Source organism: Actinomycetota bacterium, assembly GCA_036280995.1.
Classification (GTDB): domain Bacteria; phylum Actinomycetota; class CALGFH01; order CALGFH01; family CALGFH01; genus CALGFH01.
Map to the genome: position 1 here is coordinate 1 of DASUPQ010000241.1, position 14,829 is coordinate 14,829.

A 14,829-nucleotide genomic window follows, 5' to 3' on the forward strand; every position below is an offset into this window, starting at 1 on the left:
ACCCTGACCCACGGGGGGATGAGCTACGGCGCCGGCGTGGTCGCCGCCCGCCGCCTCGGCGCCGCCGAGATCGTCGACCCCCGCCCCTTCCTGGTCGGCTCCCTGGCCGAGGTGTACGAGCGCTACCCGCACATCGGCGCCGTGGTCCCGGCCATGGGCTACTCCGACGCCCAGATCCGCGAGCTGGAGGCGGTCATCAACCAGGCCCCGGTGGACGCGGTGGTGATCGGCACCCCGATCGACCTTCGGGCCGTCGCCGACATCGCCCACCCAGCCACCCGGGTCGGCTACGACCTGGTCGAGCAGGGCCACCCCGACCTGGCCGCCGTCCTCGACCCCGTGATCCGCGCCAGCGCCACCCCTGCCCCCACCCCCGCCGAGGAGCCGCCCCGATGACCACCGACGCCCAGACCGGCGACTACCGCGCCTTCCTGGAGGCCCAGCCCGTGCCCACCCTGCGCGACTGGGCCCTGGAGGTCGCCAAGGACAGGCACGACGTCGGCTTCTACTGGGACGTGGCCAAGCACCTGCCGTCCACCGAGGACGCCAACCGGGACTGGGCCACCTACGACCCCATCGACGCCATCCGCGAGCTCGGCCACCTGGTCACCCACTTCCGCGAGGAGGCCGCCGACCCCGAGGTCGCCGACCTGCTCCGCATCCGCTACGTCGACTACCTGGTCGAGCACGCCGACGACCGGAGGTTCGACCGACGGACTGGCTCCAGTCACCCGACGACTGGCTGAACCGCCTCCTCCTGCAGCGGGGGCTGGCCGCCGTCTACCTGGTCGCCTTCCTGGTCACGGCCAACCAGTTCCGCCCGCTGCTGGGGGAGCGCGGGCTGCTGCCGGCCCCCCGGTTCCTGGCCGAGGTCCCCTTCGGCCGGGCGCCGAGCCTCTTCCACCTGCGCTACTCGGACCGGCTCCTGCTGCTGGTCGCCTGGACGGGGGCCGGGCTGGCCGCGGCCGCCGTCACCGGCCTGTCCGAGGCGGGGCCGGCCTGGGTGTCGGTGGCCGTCTGGCTGGCCATGTGGGCCCTGTACCTGTCGATCGTCAACGTCGGCCAGACCTTCTACGGGTTCGGCTGGGAGACGCTGCTGCTGGAGGCGGGCTTCCTGGCCGTGCTGCTCGGGCCGGCGGGCACGGCGCCACCCACCCTGGTGCTGTGGCTGTACCGCTGGCTGCTGTTCCGGGTCGAGTTCGGGGCCGGGCTGATCAAGCTGCGCGGCGACCGCTGCTGGCGTGACCTCACCTGCCTCGACTACCACCACGAGACCCAGCCCCTGCCGGGCCCGCTGAGCTGGTTCTTCCACCACCTGCCACGGCCGCTGCACCGGGCCGAGGTGCTGGCCAACCACGTCACCCAGCTGGTGGTGCCGTTCGGGCTGTTCGCCCCCCAGCCGGTGGCCGGGATCGCCGCCCTGGCGATCGTCGTCACCCAGGCATGGCTGCTGGTCAGCGGCAACTTCTCCTGGCTCAACCTGATCACCATCGTGCTGGCCACGGCCGCTCTCGACGGCGCCCTGCTGGAGGCCGTGCTGCCCGTCGACCCACCGGCCACCCTGGCCGACCCGGCCGGCTGGCAGCAGGCCGCCGTGGCCGCCCTGACCCTCGTGGTGGCGCTGCTGAGCATCCGGCCGGCCCGCAACCTGCTCGGCCGCCGCCAGCTGATGAACGCCAGCTTCGACCCGCTGCGGCTCGTCAACACCTACGGCGCCTTCGGCGCCATCACCCGCGTCCGCCGCGAGGTCGTCCTGGAGGGCACCGACGACCCCGCCCCCGGCCCGGCCACCACCTGGCGGGAGTACCAGTGCAAGGCCAAGCCGGGCGACCCGCGCCGCCGCCCCCGCCAGATCGCCCCCTACCACCTGCGGCTCGACTGGCTGCTGTGGTTCGCGGCCATGTCGCCGCCCTCGGCCCACCCCTGGACGGCCCGCCTGGTGATGAGGCTGCTGGAGCACGACCCGGCCACCCGCAGGCTGCTCGGCCGCCCCGACCCGTTCCCCGACCACCCGCCGGCCCTGGTCCGGGCCCGCCTCTACCGCTACCGCTTCACCACCCCGGCCGAGCGCCGCCAGACCGGCGCCTGGTGGTCCCGCGACCTGGTGGGGGAGTACCTGCCGCCGCTCCGCCTCCACCCGCTCAGCGGGGCGCCAGCTCGTCGGCCAGGGCGCCCAGGAACAGCCCGACGTCGGTGACCACGCCGGTGGCCTGGGCCGAGCCGCGGTCGGCGAGCTTGGTCACGGTCGCCGGGTTGATGTCCACGCAGACCAGCGGGACCGAGGCGGGGAGGATGTTGCCGGTGGCGATCGAGTGGAGCATGGAGGCCACCATCAGGGCGTAGCCGACCCCACCGAGGAGCGAACGCATCTGGCGCTGGGCCTCGACCACGTCGGTGACGGTGTCGGGGAGGGGGCCGTCGTCGCGGACCGAGCCGCCGAGGACGAAGTCGACCCCGTTGACCACGCAGGCGTGCATGATCCCGGAGGTGAGCACGCCCTGCTCGACCGCCTTGGCGATCGAGCCGCAGCGGCGGATGGTGTTGAGGGCCCGGATGTGGTGCTCGTGGCCGTGCTCGACCCCGATCCCCTCGGCCAGGTTGACCCCGAGCGAGGTGCCGTACAGGGCGCCCTCGATGTCGTGGGTGGCCAGGGCGTTGCCGGCGAACAGCACGTCCATGTAGCCGGCCTCGATCAGCCGCACCACCGACGGGCCGGCACCGGTGTGGACCACCGCCGGGCCGCCGACCCACAGGATCCGCTCGCCGCGTTCCTTGGTGGCCCGCATCGCCCCGGCGACCCGGCGGACGATCAGCCCCTGGGGCTTCTCGCTCGACACCTGGGAGGACATGAACTCGAAGACCTCGCCGGAGCGGCCCCGGTCCAGCGGCTGGACCCGGATGCCCTGGCTGCCCACCACCACCTGCTCGCCCTTGAGCACGTCGGACATGGGCACGGTGCGGGCCCGCCGGTCGCGGACCACGATCGCGCAGTCCATCTCCGGGTTCTCCACCCGGACGAAGGCGCCGGCCACCCGCACCTCGGTCTCGAGGTTGGTCGAGGAGTAGAAGCCGTCGGGCAGGACCCCGTCCATCTCGGCCGGGACCAGGGTGGCGTCGCCCGTCTCCAGGCGCTGCATGCCCAGGCCCATGAGCGACTGGACCAGCTCCTCCAGGCGCTCGGGGTCGTCGGTGTAGATCCTCAGGCGCGCGTAGGAGGGGTCGACCGGGGTGCGGCCGACGTCGAACTGCTCGATCTCGTAGCTGCCGTGCGCCTCCAGCACCTGGTCAAGGATGCGGGTGAACAGCATGGAGTCGATGATGTGGCCGCGGATCTCCAGGGTGTCGTTGTGGGGCAGCGGCGTGGAGGCCATGGCTCCTCGGTGCGGGTCGCGGGTCGTGGCGGACGGACGATTGTCGCACGCCCGCGCGTAGACTGGCGGACGATGACCACCGTCGAACTCCGCTCCGACACCTTCACCCGGCCCACCCCGGCGATGCGCCGGGCCATGGCCGACGCCGAGGTCGGCGACGACGTCTGGGGTGAGGACCCGACCATCGATCGCCTGGAGGCGGCCGTGGCCGAGCGCCTCGGCCACGAGGCGGCCCTGTACGTCCCGTCTGGCACCATGGGCAACCAGATCTGCCTGCGCCTGGCCGCCCCGCGCGGGACCGAGGTCCTGGCCAACGAGGACAACCACATCCTCTGGTACGAGTCCGCGGCCGCCCCGGTGCTGTCCGGCGTCCAGCTCCACCCGGTCCCCGGCCCCCGCGGGATGCTGGAGGTGGCCGCGGCCAGGGCCCGGGTCCGGACCGAGCGGTACGGGGTCCCGACCAGCGCCATCGCCGTCGAGAACACCCACAACCGGGCCGGCGGGGCCGTCCAGCCCCTGGAGGTCCTGGAGGGGCTGCGGGCCCTGGCCGACGAGGCCGGGCTGCACCTGCACTGCGACGGGGCCCGCATCTGGAACGCCTCGGTCGCCTCCGGGGTGCCGCTGGAGCGCTACGGCGCCCTGTTCGACAGCCTGTCGGTCTGCTTCTCCAAGGGCCTTGGCGCGCCCGTCGGGTCGGCCGTGGTCGGCCCCAGCGACCTGGTCGAACGGGCCCGCGAGGTCCGCCACCTGTACGGCGGGGCCATGCGCCAGGCCGGGGTGCTGGCCGCGGCCGCCCTGGTCGCCCTCGAGCAGAATCTCGACCGTCTGGCCGACGACCACGCCAACGCCCGCGCCCTGGCCGAGACGGTGGCCGCGGCCGTCCCCGGCAGCGTCGACCCCGGCGCCGTCGACACCAACATGGTCCTGCTGGACAGCGGCCCCTTCGGCACCGACGGCCCCGGCCTGGTGGAGCGGCTGGAGGAGCTGGGGGTGCTGGCCGCCGACACCGACCCCGACCGCGTGCGGCTGGTCTTCAGCTACGAGGTCAGCGCCAGCGACGGCGAGCGGGCCGCCAAGGCGGTCGTCGCCGCCGCCGGATGAGCGAGCCGTTCGGGCTCGCCGAGGTCGAGGGGGCGGCGGCCCGGATCGCCGGGCGGGTCCACCGCACCCCGGTCGTGACCTCCCGCCTGCTGGACCGCGAGCTCGGCTGCCGGCTGGCCATGAAGGGCGAGCACCTGCAGCGGGTGGGGGCGTTCAAGGCCAGGGGGGCGTTCAGCGCCCTGCTCGCCCTCGACCCGGCGACCAGGGCGAACGGGGTCCTGGCGGTCAGCTCCGGCAACCACGGCCAGGCGGTCGCCCTGGCCGCGGCCGAGACCGGGGGCCGGGCGGTGGTGGTGATGCCGGCCGGGTCCAACCCGGCCAAGGTGGCCGCCACCCGGGCCTACGGCGCCGAGGTGGTCACCGCGGGCGTGACCGGCGAGAACCGCGAGACCTTCGCCGCCGACCTGGCCGCCGAGCGCGGCCTGCGCCTGGTCCATCCCTTCGACGACCACGACGTCATGGCCGGGCAGGGCACGGCCGCCCTCGAGCTGCTCGACGACGTCGGTGACCTGGACCTGGTCCTGGTCCCGGTGGGCGGGGGCGGGCTCATCTCCGGCACCGCCGCCGCGGTCAAGGGCCGTTCCCCGGCGACCCGGGGCGTCGGGGTCGAGCCGGCGGCCGCCGCCGACGCCCAGGCGTCGCTGCGGGCCGGCCGGCGCATCCCCCTGCCCGCCGCCCCGGCCACCATCGCCGACGGCGTCCGCAGCCTGTGCGTGGGGGAGCGGCCGTTCGAGGTCATCCGCCGCCTGGTCGACGACATCGTCACCGTCACCGACGCCGAGCTGCTCGACGCCCTCGCCCTGTGCTGGTCGCGGACCAAGCAGCTGGTCGAGCCGACCGCCGCCCTGCCCCTGGCCGCCCTGCGCACCGGCGCCGCCCGCGGCACCCGGGTCGGGGTCGTCCTCACCGGCGGCAACGTCGACGCCGCCGCCCTGGCCGCCTGCCTGGGGCGATGACCAGCGCCCGCGGGCGCGGCGGCTGGGAGCCGGCCCGACGCGGTAGCGTGCTCGGCATGGAGCCATCCCCGTCGTCGGGCGACACCGGCCGGGCGCCCCGGTGGGCGCGCTGGTTCGTGGGCGCCTACCTGGCGGTGTTCCTGGTCTGCGGGCTGGTCGGGCTGGAGGCGTGGCCGCTCACCGGCTGGCGGCTGTTCGCCGACGCCCGCCAGGCCCGGCAGCCCGGGTTCGTGGCGGTGACGGTCGACCGGGCGGGCCGGGAGACCCCGGTCCCGTTCGCCGACCTGCCGGCCGGCTACCAGGGCAACGTGCAGGTCCTCAAGGGCTTCGCCGGGCTGCCGGCCGGCGAGCAGGCGGCCGTCTGCCAGGCCTGGGCGACGGCGGTCCGCGAGCGCGGCGGTGAGGTCGCCGAGCTCCGCATCTACCAGACCGTCACCGACGTGTCGGCCCGCGTCGGCGACCGGGGCGCGCCCCCGGAACGGGCCCTCCGCTTCACCTGCCGCCCCAGGAGCGCCGATGCCGGCGGCTGACGCCCTGCGGCGGGCCGGGGGGGGCCGGGGGACCGCCGGGGTGGTCCCCCGGAGGATCGAGGGCTGGCTGTTCGCGCCCGGGGACCCGCGGCGGCTGGCCGCCCTGCGGATCGGGCTGGGCGGGCTGCTGGCGGCCCGGCTGGCCAGCGGGCCGTACCCGGAGCTGGCCACCCAGCCGCCGGCGCTGTTCCGGCCGATCTCGTTCCTGCGGCTGCTCGACCGGATGCCGTCGCCCGAGGTGGTGGCCATCCTCCAGGCGCTCGCCCTGGGCGCGGCCGTGCTGGCCACGGTCGGGCTGCTGACCCGGGTCACCCTGCCCCTGGCCTGGCTGGCCGCCCTGCCCCTGGTGGCCATGACCTCCAGCCTGGGCAAGGTCGTCCACAACGACGTGCTGCTGCTCCTCTGCCTGGTCCCGCTGCTGCCGTCGCGGGCCGGGGCGGCCTGGTCGCTCGACGCCCGCCAGCGCCCGGTGGCCGGCCGGGGACCGGCGTTCGGCTGGCCGGTTCGGACGGCCATGGTGGTGGTCGCCGGGGCCTACTTCTTCTCCGGCCTGGCCAAGCTGCTGCACGCCGGCCCGGCCTGGGTGGCCAGCGGCAACGTCCGCTGGGTGCTGTACGCCTCCAGCGACGGCCAGCCCGAGCCCAACCCGTTCGCCCTGTTCGTCGCCGACCGGCCGGTGCTCGCCCACCTGGTCGCGGCGGCCACCCTGGCCGTGGAGCTCGGCTTCCCGCTGGTGCTGTGGCGGCCCCGGCTGGCCTGGCTGTTCGTGCCCGCCGTGGTCGCCATGCACGCCGGCATCGGGCTGGCCATGCACCTGGACTACTCGGTCATGGCCGCCACCGTGCTGGTCGTGATGGTCGACTGGCCGGCCCTGGCCGACCGCCTCTTCCCTCGTCCCGTCCCCATCGAGGAGCAACCATGAACCCCGAGGCCGATCTCATCATCGTGGGGGCGCCGGTCTACACCGCCGACCCGGCCCGCCCCTGGGCCGACGCCGTGGCCGTCCGGGCCGGCCGGGTCGCCGCCGTGGGCCCTGAGGCCGAGGTCGGGGCCCTGCGCGGGCCCGCCACCAGGGTGCTGCGGCTGGACGGCGGCCTGGTCCTGCCCGGGTTCGCCGACGCCCACGTCCACACCGCCGCCGGCGGCCTGGAGCTGGCCCAGTGCGACCTGCACGGGGTCGAGCCGGAGGCCTACGCGGCGGTGGTGGCCGGCTACGCGGCCGACCACCCCGGCGTCGGCTGGGTCCTCGGCAGCGGCTGGGTCATGGACGCCTTCGGCACCGAAGGCCCGCGCGCGGCCGCCCTGGACGCGGTCGTGGCCGACCGGCCGGTGCTGCTGGAGTCGACCGACGGCCACAGCGCCTGGGTCAACCGCCGGGCCCTGGAGCTGGCCGGCATCACCCGCGCCACCCCGGACCCGCCGCGGGGCCGGATCGAGCGCGACGCCGCCGGCGAGCCCACCGGCGCCCTCCACGAGGCGGCCAAGGACCTGGTCGGCGACCTCGCCCCCGAGCCCGACCAGGCCGAGTGGGAGGCCGCCGTCGAGCGCGGCCAGGCCCACCTGCACCGCCTGGGGATCACCGCCTGGCAGGACGCCGCCGTCGAGCCGCCGATGCTGGCCGCCTACCGGGCGGTGGCCGAGCGGGGGCGGCTCACCGGCCGGGCCGTGGCCGCCCTGCGCTGGATGCCCGAGGACGGCCAGGACCAGCTGGCCGCCCTGGTCGAGCGACGCGAGCGCGGCACCGCCGGCCGGCTGCGGGCCAGCGCGGTCAAGATCTTCGCCGACGGGGTGTTCGAGAACCGCACCGCCGCCATGCTCGACCCCTACCTGGACGGCGACGGCCACCCCACCGGCAACCTCGGCATCGGCATGCTCGGCGCCGAGGAGCTGGCCCTGGTGGTCACCGCCCTGGACGCTGAGGGCTTCGACGTCCACGTCCACGCCATCGGCGACCGGGCCGTCCGCGACACCCTTGACGCCTTCCAGGCGGCGGCCGCCGCCAACGGCCGCCGCGACGCCCGCCACCAGATCGCCCACCTCCAGTTCGTCCACCCCGACGACCGCCCCCGCTTCCGCCGCCTCGGCGTGGTCGCCAACGCCCAGCCGTTCTGGTCGTGCTTCGACGGCTACATGCGCGACCTGACCCTGCCGTTCCTGGACCCCGAGCGGGCCGGCTGGCAGTACCCGTGGGCGAGCCTGCGCCGGGCCGGGGCGGTGCTGGCCTTCGGCAGCGACTGGACGGTGTCGACCGCCAACCCTCTGGAGGAGATCGAGGTCGCGGTGCGCCGGGTCGCCCCCGACGACCGCGACGGCGAGCCGTTCCTGCCCGCCGAGCGGGTCGACCTGCCCGCCGCCCTCGACGCCTTCACCAGCGGCTCCGCCTACGCCCTGCGCCTGGAGGCCGACACCGGCTCGGTCACCCCCGGCAAGCTGGCCGACCTGGCCGTCCTGGACCGCGACCCGTTCGACGAGGCCGCCGGCCCCATCGGCGACGCCCGCGTCGTGGTCACCCTGGTCGAGGGGGAGCCGGTCCACGCCGACCCCTCCCTGGACCTGGGCTGAGGGCGGTCAGGGGCGCAGGGCCGGCTGGTCGATCGTCAACGTCCGAGCATCCCCGTCGAGGGTGGCCGCCACCCCGAGAGGGAGGGTGGCCAGGTGCTTGGCGTGGCCGACGGGGAGCTTGTACAGCACCGGGACCCCGAGCGGCTCCAGGTGCTCCTCCAGGACCTGCTCCAGCGACTTGGTCCGGGGCCACTCCGGGCGCTGCTCGCTCCACTCGCACCGCTCCAGGTCGCCGACCACCACCCCGGCGACGCCGGCCAGCTTGCCGGCCTGCCCGAGCTGGGTGAGCATCCCGTCGATGTACCAGGGCGGCGCGTCGACCTCCTCGAAGAACAGGATGGCCCCCTCCAGCTCGATCTCCCAGGGCGTTCCCATGGTCTGGAGCAGCAGCCACAGGTCGCCGCCGGCCAGCGGCCCGCTGGCCCGGCCGCCGCGCAGCGGGCGGACGTACGGGTCGTCAGGGTCGGGCGGCAGCAGGCCGGCCCCGCCGCCATGCAGCACCGCCTGCAGCCGGTCGCGGGTGAAGTCGCTGGCCTCGGTCCAGCCCATCGTCATCAGGTGCGGGCCATAGAGGGTGGCCAGCCCGGCCCGCTGGCGCAGGGCGACGTGCAGGGCGGTGATGTCGGAGTAGCCACAGAAGGCCTTGGGGTGGTCGGCGATCAGCTCGAAGTCGAGGTGGGGGACCAGCTGCATCGACCCGAACCCGCCGGTCAGGCACTGGACGACGTCGACCTCGGGGTCGGCGAACATCGCCTCCAGGTCGCGGGCCCGGGCCTTGGCGTCGCCGGCGACATACGCGTCGCGGGCCTCGATGCCGCCGGCCAGCTTCACCCGGTAGCCGCGGGCCTGCCACCACTCGACCCCGCGCAGCAGGTCGGACCGGTTCTCGAACGGGCTGGCCGGCGCGGGCACCCCGATGCAGCCACCCTGGGGCAGCGTCCGGCCGAACCTGGTCGCCTCGATCACCGGGGGCATCGTGCCACAGCGGCCGGACCCGGGCCGGCGCGACGATGGCCGGCAAGTCCCGAATTGGCCCGCGTGAGCGGTTCCCCGATAGGGTCCGCAGCTGGATAGGGTCCGCAGCTGGACCGGGAGCATCGGAGGACGGAGCGGGTCCGGATGGACGGGAGAGCGGCGCAGCGGCACCACCGGGCCGGCAGGGCCGGGCGGCGCTGGCTGATCGCCGCCACCGGCCTGGTGCTGGCCGGGTCGGCGACCGCGGCCGCCGCCGGGTTCGGGCCCGACCGCGGTCCCGGCGCCGGCCCGGGGTCCGGCGGCGACCCGGCACCGGCGGCGGCCGGCCCGGCGGCCGTGCCCGACACCTCGCTGCCGGTGGCCACGACCACCACCCTCCCGCCCCCGCCGGAGCTGCCCCGCGGCGGCCGGACGCTGTTCCCCCGCTACCGGGTGGTCGGGTTCTACGGCATGCAGAACCTGGACGTGCTCGGGGCCGGCCCGCCCGACGTGGTCGCCCAGCGCCTGCTCAAGGTGGCCCGCCCGTACGCCACCCCCGGCCATCCGGTGATGCCGATGTTCGAGCTGATCGCCACCGTGGCCCACCCGTTCCCGACCCCGAGCGGCCTGTACCGGACCCACCAGAAGGACGCGATCGTCCGGTCGTTCCTGAAGGCGGTCCGCAAGATCGACGGGGTGCTGGTCCTGGACGTGCAGCCGGGCCGGGACGACTTCGTCAGCTCGCTGCGCCACTGGGAGCCGTACCTGCGCCAGCCCGACGTCGGCGTCGCCCTCGACCCGGAGTTCGCCATGGGCCCCGGCCAGGTGCCGGGCAAGCAGCTCGGCCGCACCGACGCCGCCGCCATCAACCGCGCCTCGGCCTTTGTCGCCGGGATCGTGAAGCGCCACCGGCTGCCCCAGAAGCTGTTCATGATCCACCAGTTCCGGGACAGCATGATCAGCGACAAGGCCATGATCGCCATCCGTCCCGGCCTGGCCATGACCTGGAACGCCGACGGCTTCGGGGTCCGCTCGGCCAAGCTCGAGGACTACCGGTCCTACACCCGCGACCGGCGCTTCCACCCCGGCCTGAAGCTCTTCTACGAGAACGACGTCAATCTCATGCGTCCCCGCGAGGTCCTGCGGCTGAAGCCGGTCCCTCGGGTGATCAACTACCAATAGCGGAAATCCCACGGTTTTTCCGCATCGCGTGGTAGAACCATCCGGCCCTTGCCCCACCCACCCCGCGGGGTCCCTCGCGGGCGCGGAGGTGGTCGTATCAAGGCTCGCCGGCTCGCCCTGTGGTTGCTCCTGGCCATGCTGCTCGCGCCGGGCGCGTCGGCCCCGCCGGCACCGCGGGCGGCGGTCGCGGCCCCGGCCGCCCGGCCCGCCCCGGCCGCCCGGCCCGTCCTCGGCGTCGGGAGCCGCGGGGCGGCCGTGCGCCGGGTCCAGTCGCTGCTGAACGGCCACGCCTACCCGGTGCCCGTGACCGGCTACTACGGGACCGTGACGGCGCGCCAGGTCCGGCGCTTCCAGGCCGCCAACGGCATCCGCGTCACCGGGAAGGTGGGCCCGCTGACCTGGCCGAAGCTGCTCGGCCCCTCGGGTGGGCAGGCCGCCGCGGCGCCGGCCCCGGCCCCGGGCCCGGGGGCGGCGGGCGTGGTGTACCTGACCTTCGACGACGGGCCGACCCCCGCCTGGACCCCGCGGGTGCTCGAGCTGCTGGCCCGTTACCGGGCGCAGGCCACCTTCTTCGTCGTCGGCGGCAACGCCGCCGCCCACCCGGAGCTGGTCCGCCAGGCGTACGCCGCCGGGCACGGGGTCGGCAACCACACCTGGACCCACCGCCGGCTGACCCGCCTCGGTGGGGGCGCGCTGGAGGCCGAGGTGGGCGCGACCAGCGCGGCCGTCCACCGGGTCACCGGAGCCCCGGTGCGCTGCCTGCGCCCCCCGTACGCCACGGTCGACGCGACCATCGCGGAGCGGGCCCGCGCCCTGGGGCTGCGCCTGGTCATGTGGGACGTCGACTCCGGCGACTGGCGCCGCCCGGGCGCCGGGGTGATCGCCGACCGGATCCTCGGCCGGGTGCGCTCCGGCGACGTGGTCCTCCTGCACGACGGCGGCGGCGACCGCAGCCAGACCGTGGCCGCGCTCCAGCAGGTGCTCGCCTCGCTGTCGGCCGCTGGGTTCCGGTTCAGCCCCCTGTGCCGCTGACGCCGGTCGGGGGCCGCCGCTCGGGGAATGGCTCGTCTCCAGCAGCCGGACGGCGCCGAGCCGGCAGGGGCTTGGCCAGCAGCTCGTCCACGTAGGCCACGCACTCGTCGACCGCGGCCTCCAGCAGGGCCTTGCCCTTGTCGGCCGTGCCCAGGGTGGCGTCGCCCTGGACCCCGGAGCGGCTGAACGACGACCACCACGGCATCAGCTTCAGCGGCCCGTCCGCCCAGTCCAGCCAGGCGTGCTCGCCCTCGGGGTAGGAGCGCTCGTCGACGGCCAGCTCCATGGCCACCGCGTCCGGGTCGATGGCCAAATAGATCGAGGTCTCCAGCTCGCAGGCGTGGGCCATCCCGCCCCGGGTCGAGGACCGCACCCGGCCGATGACCTCGAACGCCGCCGGGCTGGCCAGGTAGAAGGCGGCCGCGGCCAGGACCTCGGGCCGGTCGACCATGACCAGGCGGGCCGCCGTCTCGACCAGGTTCTGGTTGGAGCCGTGGCCGTTGAGGAACAGCATCCGCCGGAAGCCGTGGTGGGCCAGGGACCGCCCGACGTCGGTGCAGTAGCGGACGAAGGTGTCCCAGCCGATGGTGATGGCCCCCGGGAAGTCCATGTGGTGGGGGTCGTAGCCGTGGGGGATGGCCGGCAGCAGCACCACCCGGTCGGCGGCCGCGACCGCGGCCCGCTCGCAGATCTCGGACACGATCCGCAGATCGGTGTCGACCGGCAGGTGAGGTCCGTGGTCCTCCAGGGTGGCCACCGGGACCAGGGCGACCCGCTCCTCGCCGGCCGCCCGCCGCACCTCCGGCCAGGTCAGGCGCTCGTAGCGCAACGGGCCTGTCTCAGACCACACCGGCCAGGTCCACCTCCTCATAGGCGGTGACGCAAGGGCTGCCCGGCGCCACCCACATCCGTCCGAGGTCCAGGTCGCAGATCATCGAGAAGACGATCGCCGACGCCTCGTCGGCCGGGTCCTCGCTGCCGTGCTCGCAGATCGTCTGGGGCCCGTCGCCGCCGTGGTCGGCCAGGATCTCGCCGATGGCGGCCGGGGTGGCCGGCGACCGCTCCTCGACCAGGGCCTGGAGCCGGGCCAGGCGGGCCTGGCTGCCCGGGCTCGGCGGCGGGGCCCGCTCGGCCAGCTCCGGGTCGGTGTAGTGGTTGGTGTGGCTGCCGGGCAGGCCGTTGACGGCGAACCGGGTGGCGCTGGTCTCGATGCTCATGGCGCTGCCGCTGCCGAAGGCGAAGCTGTGCCCGTAGCCGCCGGCCCGGCCGGGCAGGGTGGCCCGGCGCAGGGCGTCGGCGGGGGAGGAGGCGACCAGGGCGTGCCGCGACACCAGCACCCGCGGGATGCCGACGCCGTCGTCGTTGGCGACCAGCGACTGGATGCCCTGGGCGACCCGGTACTCGTTCATGCCGACGGCGGGCAGGCAGCAGGCCAGGGTGGGGGAGACCAGGGCCGGGCCGTCGTCGGGCAGCTCGACGACCACGGCCACGTGCCCGACGTCCCCGGCCAGCCACTGCTCGTTGTGCCCGAGCAGGGTGTACCCGGGCCCGGAGATGGTCACCGTCGAGCAGCGCTCCCGGGGCGCGCCGCCCGTCCCGGCCGGCCCGCCGGCGCCGGTGATCTGGCCGAGCGTCCGGCCGCTGCGCTCCTCCAGCAGCGGCTCCAGCTCCTCGAAGGCGTTGACGCAGAACAGCTCCCAGAACGACACCCCGGACCCCTCGGCCATCCCGGTGACCAGCTCGACCAGGTCGGGCAGCTCCCGCTCGGCCGCGGCCAGATACGGGGCGAGCAGCCCGGCCAGCTCGCCGGCCCGGACCCCGCGGCGGACCAGGTAGCGCCAGTAGAACTCCAGCGAGCCGCGGATCAGGTCGGCCAGCTCGTAGCCGACGGTGCGGCCCCGCTCCAGCGGGTCGCCCCGGGCCACCACCACCCGCACCGGGCTCATCTCGGCAGGTCCGCGTAGGCGAGCAGGAAGGCGGCGGCGCCGACGACGTGCTCTTCCAGCCCGGCCAGGGTGGCGTACTCGTCGGGCCCGTGGGCGCCGGCGGCGTGCCCGACCCCGCCCGACGCCCAGGGCAGGCCGAGGACGCGGTCGAACACGAAGTAGGGCGCGCACCACGGCGCCAGCGGGTACGGCAGCGTTGACCGGCCCATGGCCGCGTACGAGGCCCGCATGGCCAGCTCGGAGCGGTTGCCGGGCGGCGCCTTGGCCCACGGGTAGGCGTCGAGCAGGCGCACCTGGACGTGGCCGAACCCGTGCTCGTCGAGGTGGCGGCGGACGGCGGCCGCGGCCGCCTCCGGGTCGCCCCCGACCAGGCGGATGTCGACCCTGGCCTCGGCCCGGCTGGGCACGATCGTCTTGCCGCCGGGGCCGACGTAGCCGGCGGCGATCCCGGAGATGTTCATGGTCGGCCGGAACAGCAGCGCCTCCAGCAGCTCGGCCGGCCCGCCGGGAAGCCGGTAGCGGGCGGCGTTGGCCTCGCGCAGGTGCGCGGCCGGGTCGAAGCCGGCGGCCAGCTCGGCCAGCAGCCGCCGATCGCCGTCGCCGGGCCCGGGGCCGCCGTCGAGGCCGGCCACCCGGATCTCCTCGTCCGGGCCGGTCAGGGTGGCCAGGGCCTGGACCAGGGCCCACACCGGCGAGGCGATCCAGGCCTGCTCGCTGGAGTGGAGGTCGATGGCGGGGCCGCCCCAGTCGCCGGCCTCGGCGACCAGCTCCAGGTCGCACAGGCCCTTGCAGCCGAGGATCAGCTCCGGCTGGCCGTCCAGGCCGGCGGTCAGGTCGAGGTCGAAGGCGCCCTCGGCGGTCAGGTCGCCCGACCTGGCCTGGACGGCGGCGGCCAGGTTGGGGCTGCCCAGCTCCTCCTCGCCCTCGATCATCAGGACGACGGTCAGCGGCATGGCGTCCAGCTCGCGCAGGACCTCGACGGCCAGGAAGAAGCAGGCCAGGCAGCTCTTGGAGTTGGCGCTGCCCCTGGCCACCACCGCCGGGCCGACGCCGGGGAGGTCGCGGACCTCGGCCGCGAACGGCGGCGAGGTCCACTCCGGCTCCTGGGCCGGCTGCACGTCGTACATCCCGTAGCGCAGCAGCCGGGGCGCGCCCGCCGGGCCGGGCAGCTCGCCAAGGACCAGCGGGTGGCCGG

General features: G+C 75.5%; 15 protein-coding genes. 10 read left to right on the forward strand and 5 right to left on the reverse strand.

The window, feature by feature from the left end; all coding sequences use genetic code 11:
• From VF468_07850 to VF468_07860, 3 genes are all read left to right on the forward strand, one after another.
• The coding region (locus tag VF468_07850) for a GTPase (GenBank protein ID HEX5878218.1) at positions 1–396 on the forward strand (396 nt) is incomplete at its 5' end.
• Complete coding sequence (locus VF468_07855; GenBank protein ID HEX5878219.1) at positions 393–746, forward strand: hypothetical protein; 354 nt, start codon at positions 393–395, stop codon at positions 744–746. The genes VF468_07850 and VF468_07855, both read left to right, overlap by 4 nt.
• 257 nt (positions 747–1,003) lie before the next feature.
• Complete coding sequence (locus VF468_07860) at positions 1,004–2,197, forward strand: lipase maturation factor family protein (protein ID HEX5878220.1); 1,194 nt, start codon at positions 1,004–1,006, stop codon at positions 2,195–2,197.
• Here VF468_07860 and VF468_07865 read toward each other — a convergent pair.
• The gene (locus tag VF468_07865; protein ID HEX5878221.1) at positions 2,142–3,371 is read right to left on the reverse strand and encodes a TIGR00300 family protein; all 1,230 of its coding nucleotides are present in this window, start codon (positions 3,369–3,371) and stop codon (positions 2,142–2,144) included. The two genes, VF468_07860 and VF468_07865, sit on opposite strands and share 56 nt — an antisense overlap.
• 72 nt (positions 3,372–3,443) lie before the next feature.
• Here VF468_07865 and VF468_07870 point away from each other — a divergent pair, with 72 nt between their 5' ends.
• The 5 genes from VF468_07870 to VF468_07890 are packed head-to-tail and all read left to right on the forward strand — an operon-like array spanning position 3,444 to position 8,520.
• Positions 3,444–4,472, forward strand: a complete 1,029-nt coding sequence (locus tag VF468_07870) for a GntG family PLP-dependent aldolase (protein HEX5878222.1) — start codon at positions 3,444–3,446, stop codon at positions 4,470–4,472.
• Positions 4,469–5,428 carry a threonine/serine dehydratase gene (locus VF468_07875; GenBank protein HEX5878223.1) on the forward strand — a complete coding sequence of 320 codons (960 nt, stop codon included), beginning with the start codon at positions 4,469–4,471 and terminating at the stop codon, positions 5,426–5,428. The genes VF468_07870 and VF468_07875 overlap by 4 nt, the downstream gene beginning before the upstream one ends.
• Positions 5,429–5,484: 56 nt before the next feature.
• Positions 5,485–5,958 (forward strand): hypothetical protein, encoded by a 474-nt coding sequence (locus tag VF468_07880; protein ID HEX5878224.1) that lies wholly within the window; start codon positions 5,485–5,487, stop codon positions 5,956–5,958.
• Positions 5,945–6,880 carry a hypothetical protein gene (locus tag VF468_07885; protein ID HEX5878225.1) on the forward strand — a complete coding sequence of 312 codons (936 nt, stop codon included), beginning with the start codon at positions 5,945–5,947 and terminating at the stop codon, positions 6,878–6,880. The genes VF468_07880 and VF468_07885 overlap by 14 nt, the downstream gene beginning before the upstream one ends.
• Entirely contained in the window at positions 6,877–8,520 is a 1,644-nt protein-coding gene (locus VF468_07890; GenBank protein HEX5878226.1) for an amidohydrolase, read from the forward strand. The genes VF468_07885 and VF468_07890 overlap by 4 nt, the downstream gene beginning before the upstream one ends.
• Before the next feature lie 6 nt (positions 8,521–8,526).
• Here VF468_07890 and VF468_07895 read toward each other — a convergent pair whose 3' ends face one another.
• Positions 8,527–9,486: an LD-carboxypeptidase gene (locus VF468_07895; protein ID HEX5878227.1), complete on the reverse strand. Its 960-nt coding sequence runs from the start codon at positions 9,484–9,486 to the stop codon at positions 8,527–8,529.
• A 153-nt stretch (positions 9,487–9,639) separates the two neighbouring features.
• Here VF468_07895 and VF468_07900 point away from each other — a divergent pair, with 153 nt between their 5' ends.
• Both VF468_07900 and VF468_07905 read left to right on the forward strand, forming a co-directional pair.
• Entirely contained in the window at positions 9,640–10,656 is a 1,017-nt protein-coding gene (locus tag VF468_07900; protein ID HEX5878228.1) for a hypothetical protein, read from the forward strand.
• A gap of 135 nt (positions 10,657–10,791) precedes the next feature.
• Positions 10,792–11,688 carry a polysaccharide deacetylase family protein gene (locus tag VF468_07905; GenBank protein HEX5878229.1) on the forward strand — a complete coding sequence of 299 codons (897 nt, stop codon included), beginning with the start codon at positions 10,792–10,794 and terminating at the stop codon, positions 11,686–11,688.
• Here the strand turns inward: VF468_07905 and VF468_07910 are convergent.
• From VF468_07910 to VF468_07920, 3 genes are all read right to left on the reverse strand, one after another.
• Complete coding sequence (locus VF468_07910) at positions 11,669–12,538, reverse strand: creatininase family protein (protein HEX5878230.1); 870 nt, start codon at positions 12,536–12,538, stop codon at positions 11,669–11,671. The two genes, VF468_07905 and VF468_07910, sit on opposite strands and share 20 nt — an antisense overlap.
• Positions 12,528–13,634 carry a C45 family peptidase gene (locus VF468_07915; GenBank protein HEX5878231.1) on the reverse strand — a complete coding sequence of 369 codons (1,107 nt, stop codon included), beginning with the start codon at positions 13,632–13,634 and terminating at the stop codon, positions 12,528–12,530. The genes VF468_07910 and VF468_07915 overlap by 11 nt, the downstream gene beginning before the upstream one ends.
• Positions 13,631–14,829 (reverse strand): M20/M25/M40 family metallo-hydrolase (locus VF468_07920; protein HEX5878232.1); only part of this gene is annotated, 1,199 nt, incomplete at its 5' end. The genes VF468_07915 and VF468_07920, both read right to left, overlap by 4 nt.